Below are 23,418 nucleotides of genomic sequence, written 5' to 3'. Positions count from 1 at the left end.
CTCAATGGAGAGGCCTATTGTCGTGGTACGTGACGTAAATTCGAACAGGATCCAACATTCGGCCTCCGGCTTCGAGCTGTCGGCGTCGTGCGCGACACCGAGGGGCACGTCCCTGGCCGCCGGGGCCGGCGGCCAGGGCGCCGACGTTACGTACGCCCTCGGCCCCGGCCGGGCGTCGATTTCCGCCCGTCGCGCAGTGCCCGCGGCAGCCCCCTGGCTCTCCCATGGCGGAACAGGCGGCTTAGGCACGCACGTCCGCCGGCCCCGGGCCGGTGCCGGATCCGCGTAGTCACCGCACCGCCCTTCTGCGCGGGGGCGCCCGGCTGCACCCTTCGCAGCCCGGCCTACCTCGGCGTAAGGGCCCAGCACGCCTGCACGCGCCGGATCCTCGGCGTGGAGGCATGCGCTCCAACACCTGTTCCGCCGCGCCGTGCCTGCGCCGGTGACCCATGCCCGGGCGCCGGCCTGGACCGCAAGGGCGCGGCTCAGTACAGCGGTACCACCCACCCCAGGAGAACCACCTTGAACAACATCCTGAGTCTGCGCAGCAGACGCATCAGACCGATGGCGGTTCTGACCGTCCTGCTCCTCGCTCTCGCACTGCTCAGCGGGCGCATCCCGACCCCGGCGTACGCCGTCACGAACACCGCGGTCACGGTGGACGGCACGAGCAGCGGGCGCACCTTCGACGGCATCGGGGCGATCAGCGGCGGAGGCGGCAACACCCGTCTGCTGTACGACTACCCGGCCACCCAGCGCAACCAGATCCTCGACTACCTCTTCAAGCCGGGCTACGGAGCCGACCTGCAGATACTCAAGGTCGAGGTCGGCGGTGACACCAACTCCACCGACGGCGCCGAGGCCAGCATCGAGCACACCAAGGGCACCATCGACTGCAACGCGGGCTACGAGTGGTGGCTGATGGAGCAGGCCAAGGCACGCAACCCGAACATCAAGCTCTCCGCGCTGTCCTGGGGCGCGCCCGGCTGGATCGGGAACGGCACCTTCTACTCCCAGGACATGATCGACTACCTGATGTCCTGGCTCGGCTGTGCCAAGCAGCACGGCCTGACCATCGACTACATCGGCGGCTGGAACGAGAGGAATTACGACGCGACCTGGTACGAGAACCTGAAGTCGGCCCTGGTTTCGAACGGCTACGCCTCTACGCAGCTGGTCGGCGGGGACCTTGCCAACTGGAACATCGCCACCAGCATGAAGAACGACACCAGCCTCTACAACGCCGTGGACATCGCCGGCGCACACTACCCGTGCGTCTTCCCCGCGATGAAGAGCTGCTCCTCCACCTCTGACGCCCAGACACTCGGCAAGCCGATCTGGGCCAGCGAGAGCGGCTCCGAGAACGCCGAGAACGGCGCGGCCCCCGTTGCCCGCGGCCTCAACCGCGGCTACATCGACGGCAAGATGACCGCCTACATCAACTGGCCGATCGTCGCGTCCACCTACCAGAACCTCATCTTCCACGACCAGGGTCTGATCACCGCCAATCAGCCGTGGTCCGGCAACTACAGCGTGGGCCGCACCACCTGGTCGATCGCCCAGACCACGCAGTTCACCTCGCCCGGCTGGAAGTACCTCGACACCGCAAGCGGCTACCTCGGCGGCGACCGCAACAACGGCAGCTACGTCAGCTACGCCGCACCCGACAAGAGCGCCTGGAGCAGCGTCTTCGAGACCATGGACGCCGCCGCGTCCCAGACGGTCACCATGAGCGTCGCCGGCGGCCTGCCCGGCGGCACCCTGCACGTGTGGTCCACCGACCTGTCCGCCCCGGGCACCGCCAACCCGCACATGGTCCGCAACGCCGACCTGACGGCCGGCGGCGGAACGTACACGCTGACCCTGGCCCCCGGCCACATCTACACCGTGACCACCACCACCGGTCAGGGCGCGGGCACCGCCACGTCTCCGCAGCGCACCCAGCTGGCGCTGCCGTACTCCGACAGCTTCGCCGGATACAGCACCGGGCAGGAGGCCAAGTACCTCTCCTCGATGAACGGCGCGTTCCAGGCGGCCTCCTGCGGCGGCGGCCGGAGCGGTGAGTGCCTGCGCCAGATGGCGCCGGTCCAGCCGATCCGCTGGGTCACTACGCCCAGTACTCAGCCGTACACCCTCATGGGCGACCTGGGCTGGAGCAACTACACGGTCAGCTCCGACGTACTGATGGAGCAGAGCGGCAGTGCCGCCGAGATCCTCGGCCGCGCCGGCACCCAGGCGAGGGGCAACGACGGTCTGAACGCCTACCACCTGCGGCTGAGCGACACCGGCGCCTGGTCGCTGCTGAAGAGCAACACCTCGTGGACCTGGACCACCCTGGCCAGCGGCACGGTGACAGCCCCCGGCACGAACACCTGGCACAAACTCGCCCTGTCCTTCCAGGACAGCACGATCACCGCCAAGATCGACGGCACCACCGTCGGCACGGTCACCGACGCCAGCTACGGCGGCGGCCAGGTCGGCCTCGGCACCATGGGGTACTACCCCGTCCAGTACTCCAACCTGTCCATCACTCCGGGAACGGTGCCCGACCTCTCCGGCACCTACAAGATCGTCAGTGTCAACAGCGGCAAGGCCCTCGACGCCGTCGGGCGCGGCACCGCCGACGGCACCCTGATCGACCAGTGGACCTACAACGGCGGCACCAACCAGCAGTGGACCCTGGCCCGCAACAGTGCCGGGTACTACACCATCACCGGCGTCGGCAGCGGCAAGGCCCTCGACATCCCCTATTTCAGCACCTGGACCGGCACCCAGCTACAGCTCTTCACATCCAACGGCGGCGCCAACCAGCAATGGGTGATAGCCCCGTCGGACAACGGCAGCTACACCATCGAGACACGCGCGAACGGCTACATGCTCGACGTCGCCAAGAACTCGACCGCCGACGGCGCGGCCATCGACGAATGGCCCACCAACGGCGCCACCAACCAGCAGTGGACCCTCGTCAAGCTCTCCTGACCCACTGACCCACTGACCCACTGACCCACTGACCCACTGACCCACTGACCCCCGACCCGTGGGCGGGACAGCCCGGCACCACCGGCCTGCCCTGCCCACGACCATGACCGCACGGCACCGCGGTCGCACAGGGAACGGCACCCAGCCCACCGTGAGAACGGCCGTGCCCCGCACGCGTCGGCCGCGTAGCCCGGCGACCGCCTCACCGGCCTGCTCCCAGCTGCCCCGGCAGCCCACGGGCGCGCTGAGCCTGCCGTCCGTGATCGGCGCGGCGACGTACGCCAGGTCGGCCGCCGAGTCCCGGTTGCGCTGGAATCCGGCCAGACCGACCTGACCGTCGATGGGCTGGATCGGCGTCTGCTCGCCGGACGTCGCGCCGATGGGGGAGAACGATGCCGCCGGGCGCGAGGTGCCCGGGCGACCCCGACCTCCCGGGGAGCGGCAGCACGACAGGCCACAACTCCCACCGAATCACCGGCCCAACGCCCGACCAGCCAAAACGCGGCGATCACAGCCGGAATGACGACTTCCAGCTCTTGCCCGGCGGACTCGTGACTGACCCGAGCGCGGCGAGACTCCGTCCCACGCCCTTTCACGGCGGGATCCACACGCCTCCGCCGCGCCGTGACCAGAGCTGCGATGACGGCTTCAGTCGCAGTGTGCTGTCGGCTCAGGCCTGCTGCCGGTGTCCGCCCGAAGCTGACTAGAACGATTTAGCGAAGCCTTGTGCCCTCAACAAAATCGATTTAGCATCCCGTTCCCGCCACAGGGCGCGGGATCAAGGAGGTTGCCGCCGATGTCGACCGCGGAAGGTGCCGCCGCCCGGCGGCTGGGAGCATCCCCACGGCCGGAGGGCCTGCCCCGGCAGGATCGATGTCTGGTGATGGGCATTCTCAACGTGACGCCCGACTCCTTCTCCGACGGCGGCCTGTACGCGCAGGCGCAGCAGGCGATCGACCGCGGGCTTGATCTGGCCGCCCAAGGCGCGGACATCGTCGACGTGGGCGGTGAGTCCACCCGGCCGGGAGCGCGGCCCGTGGCCTTGGCCGAGGAGCTGGCCCGGACTGTCCCGGTGGTGCGCGAACTCGCCCGTGCGGGGGTGTGCGTGAGCATCGACACCATGCGCGCGGCCGTGGCCCGAGCCGCTGTCGAAGCGGGAGCGTGTCTGGTCAACGACGTCAGCGGCGGCCTGGCCGACCCGGACATGGCGCCGGTGGTCGCCGCGTCCGGCATCCCCTACGTCGCCACACACTGGCGTGCGCCCAGCCGGGAGATGGACCGCCATGCCGACTACCGTGACGTCGTCGTCGAAGTCATGGCCGAACTCGATCTGCGCGTACGGCGGTTGAAGGACCAGGGGGTCGACCCGGCCCGCATCGTCCTCGACCCGGGACTCGGCTTCTCCAAACGAACCGAGCACGACTGGACGCTCCTGGCCGGCCTGGGGACTCTGCGGCGACTGGGCTTCCCGCTGCTCGTCGGCGCGTCGAGGAAGCGGTTCATCGGCGCGGCCCTCGCGAGCGGAGGCGCCGGCGACGTGCCGCCCGGGGAGCGGGACTCGGCGACGGCCGCTGTTTCCGCGCTCGCTGCCGCGGCGGGCGCGTTCTGCGTCCGTGTGCACGACGTACGCGCGAGCCTCGACGCGGTGCGCATGGCCGCCGCGTACGCAGCGCCCGGCTTGTGACGGCCTGTCCGTGGTGCCCATGGGTGCCCGCAGGGTGCATGTGGCGCAGGCAATGCATTCGTAACGCCGTAGTCACCTGAACGAGGGTGCTGCGCTAGCGTACTAAATCGATCTAGTTCTCTTCGGGCATTCCGAAAAGGAGCCGCACATGACCATCCCCTCCCTCCAGGACGGCATCGACAAGGCCGGATCGGCGATCAAGCTGCTGTGGAAGCCGGATGCCGAGCCGTGGACCCCTGAGGTCGTCGCGCGCGAGTACGTCGGCTGGCGTCAGGAGCAGGCCGCGTGGCACGAGGGCGTGGCCCTGCTCAACCTCTCGCACCACATGTACGACATGTGGATCGAGGGCCCCGACGCCACGCAGGTGCTGGCCGACCACGGCGCCAACAACTTCGAGAAGTTCGCGATAGGCCAGGCGAAGCAGTACGTGCCGGTCACCCGCGACGGCCACATCGTCACCGACGGGATCCTCGCCCGCGAGGGCGAGAACAAGTACCTGCTCAGCGGCATCCCGGCGGCGCAGCACTGGGTGCAGTACCACGCGGAGAAGGGCGGCTACGACGTCGGCTTCGTCACCGACCCGTCCTCCGCCTTCCGCCAGGGTGGCGGCGACCCGAAGCTGTTCCGCTACCAGATCCAGGGCCCGCTGGCCGCGGAACTCGTCGGGCGCGCCTTCGGCGGGCCGCTGCCGGAGACGAAGTTCTTCCACTCCACCGCGATCACCCTGGACGGACGCCCGTTGCGCGCCCTGCGCCACGGCATGGCCGGCCAGGTCGGCTTCGAGTTCATCGGTCCCTGGGAGCATGCCGCGTACGTTCACGAGCAGTTCCTGAGGGTCGGCGAGCCGCTCGGCCTGATCGAGATCGGGGCCCTGGCGTACACCTCGGCCAGTGTGGAGAGCGGCTGGATCCCCTCGCCGGTGCCCGGTATCTACACCGACCCGGATCTGCCGGAGTACCGCAAGCACCTGCCGCTGTTCGGCATCGAGGGCAAGCGTCCGCTGAACGGCAGCTACTTCAGGGAGGACATCGAGGACTACTACGTCTCCCCGTACGAGCTGGGCTACGGGAAGATGATCTCCTTCAACCACGACTTCCTCGGGCGCGACGCCCTGCTCAAGGCCAAGGACGGCCCGCTGCGCACCAAGGTCACCCTCGTCCTCGACGCGGACGACGTCCGCACCGTGGTCGGACAGGGCGAGGCCCCCGGCTTCGTACTCACCTATGCCCGCCACCGGGTGGAGACCGCTGCCGGTCTGGTCGGTATGACGATGCAGACCGCGTCGGTCGACCCGGTGGGCACCGTCCTGGCCCAGACCCTGATCGACTCCGAGCACGCCGCACCGGGCACGGAGGTGACGGTGGTCTGGGGCGAGCACCCCGGTCCCGGCACCGACCCCGAGGCCGACCTCGGATTCCCCCGCATCCGTGCCACCGTGCAGCCCTCCCCGTTCAGCGAGCACGCGCGCACCCTCTACCGCCGCGGCCGCTGACGACAGGCGGCTGCCCGCGCATCGCGCCGTTCCTCCGCGCCCTCGTGGCGGACCGGAGGCGGCGCAGGTTCCTCACCTCTGCCTCAGTGGTGCCCCGGGTGCCCAGGAGACGGCGCCTTGGACCAGAAAGCGAGACGAAAGACGATGACTCCCGCCAGCACGGCACGAACAGCGGTCAGCACATCACTACTTGAGGACTTCTCCCTGGAGATGACGGGTAAGGACGTCTCCAGACTGGAGGAAGCCGGCGACGCCATTCCCCAGGGCACGCGCATCAACGTCACCTTCCTCGGCAACGAGGACCTGCAGATGCGCCTGGAGGCGGCCCGGGCGGTCAAACGGCTCGGGTTCGTGCCCGTACCGCACATATCTGCCCGCCGCCTCGGATCGCGCGACGACTTCGAGCGCTTCCTGGCCGCGCTGCACGCCGACGGAACGTCCGACAACGTGTTCGTCGTCGGCGGAGACCCGGCACACCCCGAGGGCCCCTACGCCGACTCCCTGTCCCTGATCGACACCGGGCTGTTGCAGGAGTACGGAGTCCGGCACGTCAGCGTCAGCGGATACCCCGAAGGCCACCCCGAGATCGACGGCACCACGCTGTGGTCCGCGCTGTGTGCCAAGTACGCGGCACTCGGCGCGCAGTCCCTGGAGAGCGGCATCATCACGCAGTTCGGGTTCGACGTCGACCCGGTGCTCGCCTGGGTGGAAGAGGTCCGCAACCGCGGTATCGGGGTCCCGATCAGGATCGGGGTGCCCGGACCCGCCGGAGTGCGCCGGCTCATGGGGTACGCGGCCCGTTTCGGGGTCGGCACCAGCGCCTCGGTCGTCAAGAAGTACGGCTTCTCCCTGACCAACCTCATGGGCACCGCGGGGCCGGACCGTTTCCTGCGCGACCTCGCCGAGGCCCACGATCCCGGCCGCCACGGCGAACTGAAGATCCACTTCTATACGTTCGGCGGGCTCAAGGCCACCTCCGACTGGGCCGCCCGCTTCCGGAAGGAAAGCCTGGCATGACCCTCACGCAAGACATCCCGGCCCGCACCGACCCGAGCAAGCCGCCGGCCCAGCAGGCCTCGCTCATCGTGCAGGGTGCCGACGCCACGGGCATCGTCGCCGCCGTGACGTCGGTCCTCGGCGCCCACGGTGCCAACATCGTCTCCCTCGACCAGTACTCCGACAACCCGCAGGGCGGCGCCTTCTTCCAGCGCACCGTCTTCGGCCTGGACAACCTCCCGGTCGCGCTGCCTGCTCTGCGGACGGACCTCGACCAGCACCTCGTGAGCACCTTCGGGCTGAGCTACACGCTGCGCGATCTGTCGGTGCCCAAGCGGGTCGCGATCTTCGCCTCGAAGTCCGACCACTGCCTGCTCGACCTGCTCTGGCGCCATCGGCAGGGTCAACTCCCCGTCACCGTCGCCATGGTGGTCTCCAACCACCCCGATGTGGCCGAGGAAGTACGCAGTTTCGGCATCCCCTTCTTCCACGTCCCCTGCCAGGGCGCGGACAAGTCCGCCGCCGAGGCCGAGCAGCTGCGGCTGCTGCAGGGGAACGTCGACTTCGTCGTTCTCGCCCGCTACATGCAGATCCTCTCCGGCGACTTCATCGACAGCGTCGGCGTCCCGATCATCAACATCCACCATTCCTTCCTGCCCGCCTTCATCGGTGCCGGCCCCTACGCGAAGGCCAAGCAGCGGGGGGTGAAACTCGTGGGAGCCACCGCCCACTACGTCACCCGGGATCTCGACGAGGGACCGATCATCGAGCAGGACGTCGTCCGCGTCACCCATGCCCACACCGCGGCCGACCTCACCCGTCGCGGCGCCGACGTGGAACGCGCGGTGCTCTCCCGCGCCGTGCTGTGGCACGCCGAGGACCGCGTCATCCGCGACGGCAACCACACCATCGTCTTCGCCTGACGGCGGGACGCGGGACATCCCACGGACAGGGAAACCGCCCGGTGCAGGGAGCAGGCGGTCTTGTCGTGCGCCGTACGCCATTCGACCGAGCCGGCCGTTCCGGCGGCCGGCCGGTCACGGCGCCGTACAGCCGCGGTCACGGTGACCGCACACAGCACCCCTTTCACCTGGGCGAATCGTTCCTCATCACAAGAAAGCGGTTCGCCACCATGACCACCACGATCAACGGCACCCGCATCGCCCAGCGGATCCGTTCACAAGTCGCAGAGGAGGTCGCCACGGCCGCGCGTTCGGGGAGGATTCCCGGGCTGGCGACCATCCTCGTCGGCGACGATCCGGCCAGCGCCGTGTACGTCGCCGCCAAACGGCGCGCCATCAAGGAAGCCGGCATGCGCGACTTTCACCGCTTCCTGCCCCAGCACGCCACCCAGGACGACGTCGCCGCGGTGGTCGACGAACTGGCCGCCGACCCGCAGGTGTCCGGCATCCTGCTCCAACTCCCCCTGCCGCCCCAGCTCGACGCGGACGCGCTGATCGACCGCATACCCGTCACCAAGGACGTCGACGGCCTCACCACCGCCAGCGCGGGCCTGCTGGCCCGAGGAGAACGGGGCCTGCGTCCCTGCACACCCAGCGGCGTCATCGAACTCCTCGACGCCGAGAAGGTTCCCCTCAAGGGCGCCCGCGTCGCCGTCGTCGGCTGGGGCGAACTCGTCGGCAAGCCCTTGACCCACCTGCTGCTGCGGCGCGGAGCGACCGTCACGGTCGCCCACGAATTCACCACCGACCTCGCGGCCGTCACCCGGCTCGCCGACATCGTCGTGGTCGCCACCGGCGTCCGCGGCCTCATCGGTCCCGAACACGTCAGGCCCGGCGCGGTCGTCATCGACGTGGGCATCCACCGCACTCCCTCCGGTCTGAGCGGCGACGTCCGTTCCGCCGAACTCGACGGCATCGCCGATCGCATCACTCCGGTACCCGGCGGTGTGGGTCCCATGACCATCGCCATGCTCATGGTCAACACGCTGCGCGCGGCCCAATGGGGCGCCGAACGCGAGGCCGTCGTGGCCTGAGCGCTCCGTAGGGCGAAACTCCCACCGCTCGTTGCACGGCAGGCCACATCACAGGAGGTGCGGAATGGAGGGGTTCCCTCCGATGGCGCTTCTCGGCGGCCATCTCGCAACCGGCCTCATGGACGTCACCAGCGATCCCTCGGCACTGGACTCCGAGGGCTTCTGGGCTGTCGCGGCCACTTTCGAGGGTCACCTGACGTGCGCCCGGTTCCGCGACGTGCGACAGGCCGAGTGCCACGGTCTGCCGACGCCGCCGTGGCGCGGGCCGGGTGCCGGGACATGGTTGACCTCGCTCGACCGCATCGCGTACACGAACGGGGTGACGCGTATCCGCGAGCACATCGCCGCGGGTGAGGTCTACCAGGCGAACCTCTGCCGGGTCCTGTCCGCACCGGTCGCGCCGGACGCCGATGTCGCAGCGCTGGCCGGACTGCTGGCGCGCCACAACCCGGCTCCCTACGCCGGCGTCATCCGCATCCCGCGGTACGGCATCGAGGTGGCCACCGCCTCCCCGGAACTCTTTGTGCGGCGCGCCGGCAGGGACATCGCCTCGGGCCCGATCAAGGGAACCGGCCGGACCGAGGCGGACCTGCTGGAAAAGGACTACGCGGAGAACGTGATGATCGTCGACCTGGTCCGCAACGACCTCGGCCGCGTCTGTGTTCCCGGTTCCGTGACCGTCCCCGATCTGTGCGCCGTGGAAAAGCATCCGGGGCTCGTCCACCTCGTGTCCACGGTGAGCGGGCGGCTGCACGACGGTGCGGGCTGGCCCGAACTGCTGGCGGCGACGTTCCCGCCCGGATCGGTCACGGGGGCTCCCAAAGCGAGCGCCCTGCGGATCATCGCGGCACTGGAGACGTCGGCGCGCGGTCCCTACTGCGGCGGACTCGGCTGGGTCGACGCCGACCGCGGTCGCGGAGAACTGGCCGTCGGCATCCGCACCTTCTGGATCGACCGGTCCACAGGACTCCTGAGATTCGGCACGGGAGCAGGAATCACCTGGGGTTCGGAGCCCGAGCGGGAGTGGCAGGAAACCGAACTGAAGGCGCGGCGGCTGCTTTCCATCGCGTCAGCGGAACATCCGAGCACGTCTTCACGGCGCGGCCTTGGGGCGGAGCGGCCTGCGGGTGGCCCGCCGTCACAGATTCCTTGAGCAAGGGTTCGCGCTGACGGTAGATCCGGGAATCCTGAGGCAGGCTGTGTGCGGGCGCACGGGCGGTCTGGCTCGGGGCGCGGTGAACTGAAACGATCTAGTGACGTTAGACTGGGCTGCAGTGCTTAATCGTTCTAGAGATGGGGTGCCACTTTCCCGGCGACACCACATGCGGCCGGGGGCCCCAGCCCGATGGAGAGGAAGTGGGCCGGCATGGGCCGTTCTGGCCGAGTGACCTTGACCGACGTGGCCAAGGCGTCCGGCGTGTCGCGGGCCACGGTGAGCTTCGTGCTGAACGACGACCCACGGCAGACGATCTCGGCGGCCACCCGCGAGCGGGTCATGGAGGCCGCCCAGGAGCTGGGATACGTCGCGCACGGCATCGCCCGCGCGCTGCGCGAGGGCTCGTCGCGCATCGTCGTCCTCAACGTCGACTGGGGCATGGAGGGCAACTTCTCCCGGAGCTACGTCCGGGGCCTGGACGAGGAGCTTGCCGAGCACGGCCACATCCTCCTGGTCCGGCACGGTCACGCGATCCCGGAGGCCACCCAGCAGATGCTGGACACCATCGCGCCACGGGCGGTGCTGCGGCTCGGAGAGGCCTACCTGCAGGGACACGAGCCGACCGAGGCGGACTGGGAGAACGGGTTCGCCGCCAACGCCGCGCTGCAGATCCGATACCTCGCCGAACGCGGGCACACCCGGATCGCGATGGGCATGACCGACCGTGAGTATCCGCTGACCGGGGTCCGACTGGGATTCGCCCAGGAGGCTGCCCGTCGGCTGGGACTTCCGCCCCTGGAGCGCTTCGTCGTTCCGCGGCCCCGCCAGGCCGGCGCTGCCGCTGTCGAGACGTTCCTGGCCGCCCACTCGGACGTGACCGCCCTGGCCGCCTTCGACGACGACATCGCGCTGCGCGCCCTGACGGCTTTGCGCGACCTCGGGCTGCGGGTGCCCGAGGACGTGGCGGTGATCGGTTTCGACGAGACCGAGTACGGTTCCCTGTCGACCCCCGCACTCACCACCGTCCACATCGACGCCGAAATCCTCGGACGGATCGCGGCCCGCAATGCCCTCGGCATCGACCCGGGTACTCTGGCGCCCCCGCCCGGCCGGATCGTGACCCGCGCGTCGGCGTGATCGCGCAGGTTGTCGAACTCCGGCCCAGCTGTACCAGCAGGGCCGCGATGATCCGGCAGTGCAGCTGGGTGGGCGGCACGATGACGACCGGGTCGCCGAGTCCGTCTCCGCCGGCAACCTCGGCTGGTCCGGCTTCGCGGCCCGTCTCCGGTGGCAGGAGCGACGCGAGCGATGTCGTCGACAACACTGCCAACTCCTTCTCACTGTCGGCGCAGGTGAGGGCCAAGGACAAGAAACCCGCGATGGTCCATCTCAAGGACGGCGTCTACATCGACCGCCTCCTCGAGAAAGGCGTTGTCCCGCCGGTGAAGGATCTCGACGCCAGGCTCAAGACGACCGACAACGCGGGCTGGACGACGTACGTCCACGGCCTGGCCAGCAACGCGAAGAGCTTCCAGCTCTCCTGGGACCGGGCGCCCCCCGAACTCGGCAACGAACCGCTCACCCACCTTGACCAGCTCTTCCTCGGCGAGGCCAGCCCGCAGCGGTTCTGCGCCCGGATGGGCAAGGTGCGCAGGAGTCAGTGCCCTTACCGCCTCCGGGGACCCGTCGGCGCGTTGCGGCGACGGTGACCCGTAGTTCCTCATCGGGGCGAGTGGTCAGCCGAGGATGGGTGCAGTCCCAGACCGACACACCTGCGGCGCCTTCGGCGTCGTGAGATCTCCCTGCAGCTCATTGTTCTAACGAAACTGTCATCAAAATTGGCAACAATCACAGACTCGATGTCTACAGTCTGGCTGCGAATGAGCCGCACAGCCCGACACAAGGAGGTCTACGGGTGGACATCAACCGCAGAACGGTCATCCGGAGTGCCACGGCCGTGGCCGCGTTCGGAATCGCCGAAAGCGCGGCGGGCACGGCTGTCGCCGGCACATCGTCGTCGCACGGCGCGTCGAGCGCGTCCTCGGCGTACTCGCTGGAGTTCGACCCCACCGCCTGGTCGTACGACTCGACCAACGACGTGTACTACCAAGTCGGAAAGGTGTACGTCGCCAACCCGGCCGCGACGGACTACGAGAACCTGTCGATCTACGTGCCGGGTGCCTATCTGACGGCCACCGCGAACAGCGACGGGACCACGTACACCGCGAAGGTCAACCCGAAGGGCACCGTCGGCGACTACTCCGGACGCACGGCGCCGATCGTGATCCCGGTCAACACTCCCGGCTACGCCGCGCAGAAGCCGGCTACGTCATACAGCTACAGCAGCGTGTCGAAGTACCTGGAGGCGGGGCACATCTACGTGTGGCCGGGCCTGCGGGGCCGGGACAGTTCGACCAGCGACCGCTCCGACGCGGCCGCCTGGGGCGTGACCGACCTCAAGGCCGCGGTCCGCTTCCTGCGGTACAACCGGAGCGTCCTGCCCGGCAGCACAGACGACATCGTCCTGTTCGGCATGAGCGGTGGCGGCGCACAGGACACCGTGGCGGGCGCGTCCGGGGACAGCCCCCTGTACGAGCCCTATCTGCGCACGATCGGCGCTGCCATGGCGGACGCTCACGGCCGGCCCCTCAGCGACACGGTCGCCGGCGTCATGGCCTGGTGCCCGATCACCAGCCTGCACGAGGCCAACCTGTCCTACGAGTGGAACATGGGCCAGTTCGCCTCGACCGGCACGCGCGCGTCCGGCACCTGGACCAGCGCCTACTCGACGGACCTCGCGAAGGCCTGGCCCAGGTATGTCAACCGGCTGGGGCTGCGCGACGAGCACGGCAGGCGTTTGGAGCTGACCGAGTCGAGCAACGGCATAGGCCTGGCCGGGAGTTACTACGACCACCTCATCGAGGTGATCACCACCTCGCTGAACAACTTCCTGGCCGACAACACCTTCCCGTACACCGTCACGACGATGGGCGGTCCGCCCGGATCGGGCCAGACGGGATCCTCCACCACGTACGAGACGGTCGAGGACTACATCGCCTACCTCAACACCGACAGCGACTGGGTCACCTACGACTCCGCGACCAACACCGTCACGGTGTCCAGCCTCGAAGGCTTCGTGAAGAGCCAGAAGACCGCGAGCAAGCCGGTCGGCGCGTTCGACGGGTACTCCCGCGGGCAGACCGAGAACAACGTCTTCGCGATGGGGCTCGGCGTCCCGGCGCACTTCGCGCCCCTCACGCGAGACGTCATCAAGGCGAACGAGGCGACCTACGCCACGTACTCCGACTGGCAGTCCGACTACGGCTCCTCGGCGTACGACAGCGACTTCGCGAAGAAGGACAGCGTCGGCAAGGACATGGCCTGGCGGGGCGACGCGTACAACCCCCTGTACTTCCTCTCACCCGCCTTCGGCGGCTACCGCAGGTCGCAGGTGGCGCGTCACTGGCGCATCCGCACCGGCATCATGCAGGGCGACACCGCGAGCACGACCGAAGTCAACCTCCTGCTGGCCCTCCAGAACTACGGCATCCACGACGTCGACTTCGCTACCGTGTGGGCTCAGGGCCACACGATGGCCGAGCGCACCGGCGACTCGACGACGAATTTCATCACCTGGGTGGCATCCATCACCAGGAAGTGACCACGCCTCCGGACACCCCGGGCGTCTGGTCGACGAGCCGTGACCGGACGCCCGGCGCCCAAGGGCAGGCGCTTCTGACGGTGAGCAGATCCCTCGCAGGCAGCAACGCCACGACGGACCACCGAACCCACGCGAGCGATTCCAGTTCGTCGACTGCCCCTCGACGGTGCCCAGGTCCGCCGTCCCCCTGGCTTGTACCGATGGTGGGTGGCCCCGCACGGGGTGACCGGGCACCCCGACCCGTGCGTGGAGCGGGTGTTCCGGATGACCCCGCCCTGCTGTGAACTGCCATGGAGGGCAGCGGCGACGTCGTCGTCCTGCGAATGCGGTTCCGCTGCTGGACGCTGTGGGGCCGTGAGCGTTCCGGTGATCGTCGTCGGTCCCCGGCGGGACATGGAGACCGTGGTGGAGGTGCTCCGGAGCAGGGCTGGACATCTGGTCGCGGATGGTTAATGAGGACGACGGTTTGATGTCGTCTCGTGACAGGCGCGCCAGCCGGAGAGAGACCTGTTATCTCAGGGCCGCACCAGTATTCGTGTGACCCCGGCGACCAGCGTCGTGGCTAGTGTCCAGCCACTGATGATTAGCGCATAGGCCAGCACCTGACTGGACCCGCTCGGATTCCACGCGCCCGATTGACCGAGGCTCACTACCGGCACCAACAGGTCGAGCGTGTAGGCGACCGGGTTGAAATGCGGGCCGCCCGTGCCCAGCGGTGCGGGGTGGTGGGAGGCGAAGTAGACCGATCCAGCGGCGAGCAGGCCCAACAACCACAGCCCGGCCAGCCACGGCCGATACCCGTACCCGACCGTTGCGTCCTGGAGAAGGCCCCATGCTTTCGCCGGCACGCCCGCCGCCTCACGTCGCCGCCGCTGCTGGGCCAGCAGCACCCGCCGCGACTCGCCGTCACGCCCCACCGCGCGGTAGCGCGCGGCCAGCTGCTCGTAAGGCTGAGGCTGATACGCGTCACGAGCCAGCCACGGCAGTCGCGTCCCGGCCGTCGGCAACGGCATCAGTTCGTCATAGACGAAGCCGTCCAGGCGCAGCTTGTCGGGCCAGGACGCGGCGTCGTCCTCGAACGTCGTAGTCCGTGCCCGCCGCAAGTCCAGGCTGTGCGCGGTGAACCCCTCATTGCAGAACATCGCCCCTTCGACGCGCGCGCCGGAGGCGTCGAGCGTGCCCAGTCGCGCACCGCTGAGTGTCAGCGGCCCGACGACGCGGGCCGAGTTGAGCCGGACCGCGCCCGAAGTCGTGACGCCCGACAGGTTGACCCCGCCCTCGACCGAGATGTGGTCTGCGCGCAGCGCCGTTTGGCTGTGGTCGTCCACCAGGTCGGCGTCGGGCAGCATGAGCCCGCCCTTGATCGTGGCGTCGCTGAGGTCGACGCCGCCGGTGACGGTGAACCGGTTCTTCGCGCGGGTGTTGCCACGGCGGGCGAACATGCCGGTGTCGACGCGCAGCCCCTGCGCCAGCAGGGCGGGCGTGGGTGGGCGGTTGCGCTCCTCGTGGGTGATCCGGGCGCCGTCCAGATGCAGGTATCCGCCGATGCGCGCGCCGGGGAGCCGGAACTGTCCGTCGATGACAACGTCGTGGCAGTACATCGCGGTGTCGACGACGAGCAGGTCGCCGTTGATGGCGGTGCGCGGCGGCGTCCAGTCGGCGTCGGGGGCCGGTGGTTCGGGCGGGGGCGCGGTGATCGTGGTCCCGCTGATTTCGATCTCGAAGACGCGTGCCGCGTAGAGGCTGAGCCGGTCGAGGCGGCAGCCCTCCATCTGGAACTCGCCGCGGATCTCGGCGCGGTTGGCTTCCAGTACGGTGAGGTAGCAGCCGCGCAGGCGCACGCTGCGCGTCTCGGCTTCTGCGAGGTCCAGGCCGTCGTCGAAGCAGCAGTGCTCGAAGTCGAGTGCGTAGGGGACTTGCGTGTGGGCGAGCGTGAGTCGCCCGACGACACGAGCGCCGGCCAGTTTGACCCCCGCGCCGCCGTTCGCATCGGGCCCGCTGCCAGTCAGCAGCGCCGCGATCACCTCGGCGCGAATCTCGCGGGTGCGCGGCCACGACGTCGCCTGGCCGGGGCCGTCGTCGGGTCGGGAGCGCAGGTCGACCAGGGCGCCGGTGGGAAAAGCGTGCCAGAGCCGCTCCTCGGTGGCCGTCAGGGTGCTGATCTGGAAGCCGCTCACGGCATCCGAGCATCGCTGGACAGGGTCGGCAGCGCAAGGGGATTGCCTGCGCGGCGGACGATCGCGGCGGGCGAGTTTCCGACGACAATGTTTCGCGACGTCATGGCGGTAGCGGGTGGAAAATCAGGCCGGTCTCCGCGAGGAAGCCGTCGAGGACGACGGGCCGGTACTGAAGGCGCTTGAGTCGGTTGCGGATCAGCGTCTCCAGCGCATCGACGGTGAGCGCGGCCAGGTTGGACGATGGATGGCCCGAGGGCTATGACGCTCTGGCGCGGGCCGCGGACCGGCCGCTCACCGATGTGCGCATCGGGTTCTCGCAGTTCGAAGACGCCGTGAGAACTTTCCACAACCCCAGGAGCACCTACCGGGACACCGCCCGGGCGATGCTGACCTTCATCGTGGGTGTCGCAGAGGCAGGACGGATCCTGCCGCTTCACAACCGGATCCGCACGGCCATCGGCGACTGGACCTCATACGGCCTCACCACCGAGGACGTCTACGCCCTGCACCACTGGGCAGACGCCAGCGAGGTCTACCGAAACGACAGAGGTCGGGTCAACGTCTATGGCAGGACCTACACCAACGCGAAGAGTCTCGTAGCGCTGTTGATCACCTGTCTTGGCGCCAAGGCAGTACAGAACGGCAACCCGAAGACAGAGCTGTAAGAGGGCGTTCTGCGGGTCTCGGCCTGATGCCGGACTGACTCCGTCCTCGAGGGTGTGGAGCGGATCCTTCAGCGGGCCGCTCCCACTGCCCTAGGGAGGGTGCCCGAGCCGACCGGCGCGAGGTTCAGTGTCACCGGCATCGCCCCGTGCGCCTCCGGCGCGGACGGCGAACCGGTCAGCCATCGTGATTCCCGGGATCTGGCGACATCCCTCGGCCAGGCGGCCGCGGCCGCCTGAAGTACTTGGGATCAGGCGTTGCTGAAGGCTCTTGGTCGGCCGCCAAGTGGCCGATCCGCGCGACGGTCGATCTCCTGGGCAAACCGATCGAACGAGGCCAGCGCCCTGTGCATCCCCGCCGCAGGGTACGGGGACCAGTACGGGGATTCCTCGGCCGCGAGCAGTTCCGCCAGCTGTACGAGGGCGACGTCGGACTGCGCCACCGCCGACGTGCCGGCCGACACCGGTACGCCAGCGGTCCAGCAGGCAGGCAAGCGCCGTGATCGCCCCCACGCGCGCCGCGACGTGGTCCGGATACATGGTGATGCCGTCGCCGAAGTACGTCGAGTCCGGGCCCTGACGCCACAGCCAGGTCAGTCCGGATCCGGCCCGCACCAGCGGCCCGTACCCCATCGCGGTGCGCCAGGGACCGGCGTTCCCGAAGGCGCTGCTCTCGACGCAGACGATCCGCGGTTTGACGCGGAGCAGGTCGGCGTGGGAGATACCGAGACGTTCCAGCGTGCCGGGCTTGAAGTCGGACGTGACCACGTCCGCCCGGCGGACGAGTTCCTTGAAGATCCGCACGCCTTCGTCGCTGCGCAGGTCGAGGCCGAGGCTCTCCTTGCCCATGTGCCCGCGCGCGAGAGCCGGTGTGAGCCGCTCGAAGGTACGGCGCATGCCGTCCGGGAACTGACGGTTCTCGACCCTGATGACCCGGGCCCCCTGCTCGGCGAAGAGGAGGCCGGTCTGGGCGCCGGCGACGATGACGCCCAGGTCGAGCACGGTCACGCCCGCCAGGGGGAGACCACCGGGGTGTGACGGCCCGTTCTCACCGGCGAACCCCGGGCCCGTCGGCGAGGGCGGCCGGGGCACCGTGCGGACGCTGTCGATCCGCGCCATGCCTTCGGCGGAGACGACGTCGCGGCCGTCAGGGCTGGTCAGCTCGGTCAGCAGCCCGACCTCCCGGAGGGGCCGAAGAACGTGGCGCAGACCGCGGAGATCGCGGACGGCTGGATCCCGATCTTCTACTCGCCCGCTTCCGCGGGGATGTACCGGCCGTGGCTCGACGAGGGCTTCGCCCGGCCGGGCGCCAAGCGCACCCGCGACACCTTCGAGATCGCGGCCGCCTGCCACGTCCAGGTCACGGACGACCCCCGGCCGGTGCTGGACCCGCTCAAGCCCCTCATCGCGCTGTGCATGGGCGGCATGGGCGCGCGATAGCAGAACTTCCACAAGAACGTATTCGAACGGCTGGGGTACGCCGACGTCGCGGACAAGGTCCAGGAGCTGTTCCTAGCCGGACGCAAGCAGGAGGCGACGGCGCTGATTCCCGAGAGCCTCGTCGACGAACTGCACATCGTCGGGGACGCCGCCAAGGTCCGCGACCGCATCCAGGCATGGCAGGAGAGCGGCGTCACCACGCTCGTCGTCTCGCCCCGTACACCGGCCGAGGTTCGGCGCGTGGCGGAGGTCGTCCTCGGCTGAGCGGGGGCCACATCGGAAGGGAACCACGATGAAACTCGGATACCACCTCGGCTACTGGCAGTCCGGGCCGCCGGAAGGCGCGCTGGAGGCCGCCAGGCTCGCCGAGGAACTCGGCCTCGACTCGCTGCGGACCGCCCTCGGCACCGAGCGCGAAGGACCGTCCCACCTGTTCGGCACGGCGGACTTCGCCGCCCGTGTCGCCGCCTTCCGTGAGAAACGCCGACCGGACTTCTCGGGGAGGTGATCGTGCGGCGACGGCGCGCGGACGCCGACCGGCCCCACGGCGCCCTGTTGAGGACCGCGGCGTGCAACGCTCCCACGCGGCCCTTTCGACGGCAGCCGTGCGTCGGGTGACCGAACGGGGCACCACCGCCTTTCCCGCCGCGGGCAACGCCACCGATGTGCCCGGCCTGATCAGCGCCGTGGTCGTGGTGGCCGCGTCCATGCCCGATCACCCCGTCCGGACCATGGTCCGGATCAGGCCGCCGCCGACTTCCGCTCGGACGCCCCGGAGGGCGGAGGCCGTCAGGGCCGCTTCACACGGCAGAAGTCAGATCGAGAGGGGCGGGCGAAGCCTGCAGGGTGAGAGCGAGCTGTTCCAGATAGCCGCGCATGAGTCCGACGAGGTCGAGGGCGCCGCCGCTCAGTACCCACTGGAGCTGCAATCCGTCGCTCATGGCGATGTAGCGCCGGGCGACGGCTTCATAGTCGATGTCGGCCCTGAGGAAGCCCTGTTCGGCGGTACTGCGGAACTCTTCTGCGATCGTGCGCACCACTCGGTCGTAGTGGGTGGCGTACAGGTCGTGAGCGGGGCTGGCGGGCCCGGCGGCCTCGGCCGACATCAGAACGAACAGCTCGATGAGTCCCGGTTGGGTGACCATTCGCTCCGTGATGCTGAGCATCACACGGAAGGGGCGGGTGCCGTCGTCGGGCCGGGGCGCTTCCCTGGCCCAGGTGGCGAGCAGGTCGAAGCGGCGACCGGCGACCGCGACGAGCAGGTGCTTCTTCGTGGGGAAGTGATGCCGAAGCCCGGGTTCGCTGAGGCCGACGTCCGCCGCGATCCGGCCCATCGACGTGCGGTGATAGCCGGCCTGGGCGAAACGCTCGGTGGCGGTGTCCAGGATGGCGTCCTGCCGGGCGCGGCCCACCGCGTAGCTTCCGGTTCTTCGCTGCCTCGGCATGGCGGCATCGTACCCAGCCATAAAAACCATTGCTCAGATGGTTTTTACGACCTACTCTGATCCAGCCCACGACCGGCACCGTTGCCATGAGAGAGCGAGGACGCACATGGGCCAGGTGTGTCGCCGCAGCCTCAGGGCAGACCATCCGCCTCGCCCCCCGGATCGTTCCGCTTGATCGTCACGTTTCTCCAGGACCTCGGAGGGCGGCAACCTCAGGGCCGGAAACACCGAGCACCACCGTCCCGCGCAGCGGTCGTACGGGCAGCACCTCCGGGGGTGTACCGGATGGCCGCGCCCCGCCCCCGTCAGGAAGACGACATGCCTCAGCACCAGTGGACCGCACAGGTCATCGCCGCCCCATCGGATTCCCCGGCCGCCGCCCCCTCCGATTCACCGGGACCCGGCATATTGCTGCGTACCGGTTTCACCGTGCGTGGGCCGGTGTGCAGCGCCCGCATGCTGATCACGGCCCTGGGCGTGTACGAGACGGAGCTGAACGGCACGGTCGTCGGCGATGTCGTGCTGGCCCCCGGCTGGACGAGCTATCACCATCGGCACCGCTACCACACGTTCGACGTCACCGGTCTCCTGCGGCCGGGCCCCAACGCCTGGGGCGCCCACCTGGCCGACGGCTGGTACCGCGGGCTGCTCGGGTTCAACGGCGGCACCCGGAACCTGTACGGCTCGCGCACCGGCCTGTTCGCGGAACTCCACATCACCTACGCCGACGGGACCACCCAGACCGTCACCACCGGACCCGGCTGGCGTGCCGGCAGCGGACCGGTCGTCGTGACCGGGCTGTACGAGGGCGAGTCGTATGACGCCCGCCTCGAACAGTCCGGTTGGAGCGCACCGGGATTCGACGACTCCGCCTGGATGCCGGTGCAGGTCCTGGGCGGCTTCGACTCGTCCGTCCTCTTCCCCGCCGACAGCCCGCCGGTCCGCCGGGTCGACGAGTTCGGGCCGGTCTGCGTGAGCAGGAACGACCAGGGGCGCACCGTGGTCGACTTCGGGCAGAACCTGGTCGGCCGGCTGCGCATCCGGGTCCGCGGCGAGGCCGGCCACACCGTCACGCTGCGCCACGCGGAGGTCCTGGAGAACGGGACGCCGTCCGCTCGCTCCCTGGGGGGTGCCGAGGCCACCGACCGCTATGTCCTGCGGGGCGACGCGGAGGCGGAGGAGTGGGAGCCCCGCTTCACCTTCCACGGCTTCCGTTACGCCGAACTCGAAGGCTGGCCGGGTGAGTTGGGGCTCGGGGACATCGCCGCCGTGGTCCTGCACAGCGACCTGCGCCGCACCGGCTGGTTCGCCTGCTCCGACCCCTCCCTGGAGCGGCTGCACGAGAACGTCGTGTGGAGCATGCGCGGCAACTTCCTCGACGTGCCCACCGACTGCCCGCAGCGCGACGAGCGTCTGGGCTGGACCGGGGACGCCCAGGTCTTCGCCCCCACCGCCGCCTTCCTCTACGACGTCCGGGACTTCCTCGCCTCTTGGCTGCGCGACCTGGCCGCCGAACAAGCCGCGGACGAGGGCGGTGTACCGCCGCTGATGAGCCCCGCGGTCCCGCTGCGTTTCCAGAGCTCCCCGCCGCCGAGCAGCAACCGGCCCATGGCCGGCTGGGGCGACGCGACCGTCGTCGTCCCGTGGACCCTGTACGAGCGTTACGGCGACGCCGAGGTGCTCCGTGCCCAGTACCCGTCCATGCGCGGTTGGGTCGACACCGTCGACGCGGTCGCCGGACCGGGCCATGTGTGGGGCGAGGGCTTCCAGTTCGGCGACTGGCTCGACCCGACCGCGCCACCGTCGATGCCCCCGAAGTCGAGCACCTCCGGACCTCTGGTCGCCACCGCCTACTTCGCGCACTCGGCCCGGCTGCTGGCCCGTACCGCGGAGGTTCTGGAGGAGAAGGACGACGCCGTGCGCTATCACGCGCTGGCCGACGCGGTGCGCGAGGCGTTCCGGGACCGTTTCCATCGGGGCGGTGGCCTGCTCCACGAGGAGACCCAGACCGCGTACGCGCTGGCTCTGTGCTTCCGGCTGATCGACGACGCCGCCGAACGCGCGCGAGCCGGTGAGCAGTTGGCCGCACTGGTCGCCGCACGCGGCCACCGCATCGGCACCGGCTTCCTCGGCACACCGCTGATCTGCGACGCGCTCACCGACACCGGCCACGCCGACACCGCCTACCTGCTTCTGACCCAACGCGAGTGCCCCTCCTGGCTGTACCAGGTGGACCGCGGCGCCACCACGATCTGGGAACGCTGGGACGCGGTACTGCCCGACGGCAGCCTCAACCCCTCGCCCCTGAACTCCCTCAACCACTACTCCTACGGGGCGGTCGCCGACTGGCTCCACCGCACCGTCGCGGGACTGGCACCCGCCGAGCCCGGCTACCGCCGGATCCGGTTCCGCCCGCTTCCCGGGGGCGGCATCACCTGGGCCGACGCGGCACACGAGACGCCGTACGGCCGCGCGGAGTCCTCCTGGCGGATCGCGAACGGTGAACTTCGGCTGGACGTCCTCGTCCCGGACGGCGCCACAGCCACCGTGGAGCTGCCCGGCAGCGCGCCCGCCGAAGCCGGCCCCGGCGGGCACACCTTCCGCACCCCCTGGCCCACCACCGCAGAGGACCTCCGATGACCGACCCGTCCTACCCCATCGACCCCGAACTCGCACCCCGCCTGGAGTTCGTCGCCCTGTTCGACTTCACGGACCACGAGGCCGCCCGCGCCGGCATGAATCGGGGGCTGGCCTACCAGCCCCCGTACGAGTCGCCTGTGCCGCTGACCGTCCAGGACGAACTGGTGCCCGGGCCCGCGGACGCGCCGCCCGTCGCGGTGCGCGTCCACCGTCCCGCGGGCCAGGGCGAAGTCCCGGGGCTGCTGTACCTCCACGGTGGCGGATTCGTCCTCGGTTCCATCGCCACCTCGGACGCCGACGCCCGCCGCCTGGCTGCGGAGACGGGAGCGGCCGTCGTGCTGGTGGACTACCGTCTCGCGCCCGAGCACCCCTACCCCGCCGCGATCGAGGACTGCTACGCCGCCCTGGAGTGGGTCGCCAAGAACGCGGCCGGTCTCGGCATCGACGCGCACCGGATCGGGGTCTTCGGGGAGAGCGCGGGCGGGGCCCTGGCCGCCGCGCTGACCCTCCTCACCCGGGACCGGGGCGGCCCGGACCTCTGCTTCCAGTGCCTGCTCACCCCCGTGCTCGACGACCGCCTGCTCACCGAGTCGATGCGCGCCTACACCGACACCCCCGGCTGGAGCAGGCCCGACGCCGAACTCAGCTGGGACCACTTCCTCGGAGAGGGCGTACGGGGAGGGGACGGCGTGTCCTCCTTCGCGGCGCCCGCGCGCGCCGAGGACCTGTCCGGACTGCCGCCCGCGTTCGTCGGCGCCGCCCAGTTCGACCCGCTGCGGGACGAGGCCATCGCCTACGCCCAGCGGCTCGCGCAGGCCGCCGTGCTCACCGAACTGCACCTGTACCCGGGCACGTTCCACGGCGCTAACCAGGGCAGCCAGGCCACCGTGGCCACCCGGATGAACACGGACGTGATCGCCGCCCTCCGCCGAGGTCTGCACAGTCCTCGCTGAGTGGCAGCGCCGGCGCTCGGCGAGCGACGCAGGGGCAGGCCCGGCTGTCTCACTCCGCCACACACATGTCCAACCGCAGGAGCGAGGCCGGCTCGCGTGGTGCCCCTCTCGTTGGCCGGACAGCTGCCCGACACCGG

The 23,418-nt window shown here is 69.7% G+C and carries 19 protein-coding genes and 2 pseudogenes; 17 read left to right on the top strand and 4 right to left on the bottom strand.

Annotated features, from left to right (window positions below; translation table 11 throughout):
* Nucleotides 1-522 precede the first annotated feature (522 nt).
* The 11 genes from LJ657_RS33640 (at nt 523) to LJ657_RS33590 (ending at nt 13,964) form a co-directional block, all read left to right on the top strand.
* The gene (locus LJ657_RS33640) at nt 523-2,979 is read left to right on the top strand and encodes an RICIN domain-containing protein (RefSeq protein ID WP_232652680.1); all 2,457 of its coding nucleotides are present in this window, start codon (nt 523-525) and stop codon (nt 2,977-2,979) included.
* Nucleotides 2,980-3,142: 163 nt separating this feature from the next.
* Entirely contained in the window at nt 3,143-3,313 is a 171-nt protein-coding gene (locus LJ657_RS33635) for a hypothetical protein (protein ID WP_232652679.1), read from the top strand.
* Nucleotides 3,314-3,775: 462 nt separating this feature from the next.
* The gene (gene folP, locus LJ657_RS33630) at nt 3,776-4,663 is read left to right on the top strand and encodes a dihydropteroate synthase (protein WP_232652678.1); all 888 of its coding nucleotides are present in this window, start codon (nt 3,776-3,778) and stop codon (nt 4,661-4,663) included.
* A gap of 148 nt (nt 4,664-4,811) precedes the next feature.
* Nucleotides 4,812-6,155, top strand: coding sequence for an aminomethyl transferase family protein (locus LJ657_RS33625; RefSeq protein ID WP_232652677.1), 1,344 nt, complete (start codon nt 4,812-4,814; stop codon nt 6,153-6,155).
* A 144-nt stretch (nt 6,156-6,299) separates the two neighbouring features.
* On the top strand, nt 6,300-7,172 hold the full coding sequence (locus LJ657_RS33620) for a methylenetetrahydrofolate reductase (RefSeq protein WP_232652676.1): 873 nt from the start codon (nt 6,300-6,302) through the stop codon (nt 7,170-7,172).
* Nucleotides 7,169-8,074, top strand: coding sequence for a formyltetrahydrofolate deformylase (purU, locus tag LJ657_RS33615; RefSeq protein ID WP_232652675.1), 906 nt, complete (start codon nt 7,169-7,171; stop codon nt 8,072-8,074). The genes LJ657_RS33620 and purU overlap by 4 nt, the downstream gene beginning before the upstream one ends.
* Before the next feature lie 209 nt (nt 8,075-8,283).
* Nucleotides 8,284-9,147, top strand: a complete 864-nt coding sequence (locus LJ657_RS33610) for a bifunctional 5,10-methylenetetrahydrofolate dehydrogenase/5,10-methenyltetrahydrofolate cyclohydrolase (RefSeq protein ID WP_232652674.1) — start codon at nt 8,284-8,286, stop codon at nt 9,145-9,147.
* 64 nt (nt 9,148-9,211) lie between these two features.
* Complete coding sequence (locus LJ657_RS33605) at nt 9,212-10,300, top strand: chorismate-binding protein (protein ID WP_232652673.1); 1,089 nt, start codon at nt 9,212-9,214, stop codon at nt 10,298-10,300.
* A gap of 231 nt (nt 10,301-10,531) precedes the next feature.
* Complete coding sequence (locus LJ657_RS33600; RefSeq protein ID WP_232652672.1) at nt 10,532-11,440, top strand: LacI family DNA-binding transcriptional regulator; 909 nt, start codon at nt 10,532-10,534, stop codon at nt 11,438-11,440.
* 215 nt (nt 11,441-11,655) lie between these two features.
* Entirely contained in the window at nt 11,656-12,012 is a 357-nt protein-coding gene (locus tag LJ657_RS33595) for a hypothetical protein (RefSeq protein WP_232652671.1), read from the top strand.
* A 206-nt stretch (nt 12,013-12,218) separates the two neighbouring features.
* A complete protein-coding gene (locus LJ657_RS33590; RefSeq protein ID WP_232652670.1) occupies nt 12,219-13,964 on the top strand; it encodes an esterase in 1,746 nt (581 codons plus the stop codon).
* A gap of 515 nt (nt 13,965-14,479) precedes the next feature.
* Here the strand turns inward: LJ657_RS33590 and LJ657_RS33585 are convergent.
* The gene (locus tag LJ657_RS33585; RefSeq protein WP_232652669.1) at nt 14,480-16,141 is read right to left on the bottom strand and encodes a hypothetical protein; all 1,662 of its coding nucleotides are present in this window, start codon (nt 16,139-16,141) and stop codon (nt 14,480-14,482) included.
* Between the two features lie 100 nt (nt 16,142-16,241).
* A pseudogene (locus tag LJ657_RS49395) lies at nt 16,242-16,379 on the bottom strand (IS630 family transposase); the annotation flags it as partial.
* Between LJ657_RS49395 and LJ657_RS33580 the strand changes: the two are divergent.
* On the top strand, nt 16,360-16,806 hold the full coding sequence (locus LJ657_RS33580; RefSeq protein WP_443735570.1) for a ribosome-inactivating family protein: 447 nt from the start codon (nt 16,360-16,362) through the stop codon (nt 16,804-16,806). The pseudogene LJ657_RS49395 and the gene LJ657_RS33580 sit on opposite strands and share 20 nt — an antisense overlap.
* A 90-nt stretch (nt 16,807-16,896) precedes the next feature.
* On the opposite strand, the gene LJ657_RS33575 is transcribed toward LJ657_RS33580, so the two are convergent.
* Nucleotides 16,897-17,922 carry a CoA transferase gene (locus tag LJ657_RS33575; protein ID WP_232652667.1) on the bottom strand — a complete coding sequence of 342 codons (1,026 nt, stop codon included), beginning with the start codon at nt 17,920-17,922 and terminating at the stop codon, nt 16,897-16,899.
* Nucleotides 17,923-18,003: 81 nt separating this feature from the next.
* Between LJ657_RS33575 and LJ657_RS33570 the strand changes: the two genes are divergently transcribed.
* The 3 genes and pseudogenes from LJ657_RS33570 to LJ657_RS33565 all read left to right on the top strand — a co-directional run bounded on the left by LJ657_RS33570 (nt 18,004) and on the right by LJ657_RS33565 (nt 18,751).
* A complete protein-coding gene (locus LJ657_RS33570; protein ID WP_232652666.1) occupies nt 18,004-18,243 on the top strand; it encodes a hypothetical protein in 240 nt (79 codons plus the stop codon).
* A gap of 24 nt (nt 18,244-18,267) precedes the next feature.
* Nucleotides 18,268-18,507 (top strand): annotated as a pseudogene (locus LJ657_RS49125) (LLM class flavin-dependent oxidoreductase); the annotation flags it as partial.
* A 28-nt stretch (nt 18,508-18,535) separates the two neighbouring features.
* Complete coding sequence (locus tag LJ657_RS33565; RefSeq protein WP_232652665.1) at nt 18,536-18,751, top strand: hypothetical protein; 216 nt, start codon at nt 18,536-18,538, stop codon at nt 18,749-18,751.
* Between the two features lie 292 nt (nt 18,752-19,043).
* Here the strand turns inward: LJ657_RS33565 and LJ657_RS33560 are convergent, their stop codons facing one another.
* Nucleotides 19,044-19,688 carry a TetR/AcrR family transcriptional regulator gene (locus LJ657_RS33560; protein WP_232652664.1) on the bottom strand — a complete coding sequence of 215 codons (645 nt, stop codon included), beginning with the start codon at nt 19,686-19,688 and terminating at the stop codon, nt 19,044-19,046.
* A gap of 318 nt (nt 19,689-20,006) precedes the next feature.
* Here LJ657_RS33560 and LJ657_RS33555 point away from each other — a divergent pair, with 318 nt between their 5' ends.
* Together LJ657_RS33555 and LJ657_RS33550 are read left to right on the top strand one after the other, a co-directional pair.
* Entirely contained in the window at nt 20,007-22,328 is a 2,322-nt protein-coding gene (locus tag LJ657_RS33555; RefSeq protein ID WP_232652663.1) for a family 78 glycoside hydrolase catalytic domain, read from the top strand.
* On the top strand, nt 22,325-23,281 hold the full coding sequence (locus tag LJ657_RS33550; RefSeq protein ID WP_232652662.1) for an alpha/beta hydrolase: 957 nt from the start codon (nt 22,325-22,327) through the stop codon (nt 23,279-23,281). Before LJ657_RS33555 ends, LJ657_RS33550 begins: the two co-directional genes overlap by 4 nt.
* The last annotated feature ends 137 nt before the right edge of the window (nt 23,282-23,418 follow it).

The sequence above is a fragment of the Streptomyces guryensis genome (genome assembly GCF_021261325.1).
GTDB classification, from domain to species: domain Bacteria; phylum Actinomycetota; class Actinomycetes; order Streptomycetales; family Streptomycetaceae; genus Streptomyces; species Streptomyces guryensis.
Note: the sequence above shows the minus strand (reverse complement) of the source record. Positions and strands in the feature narration are given on the sequence as shown.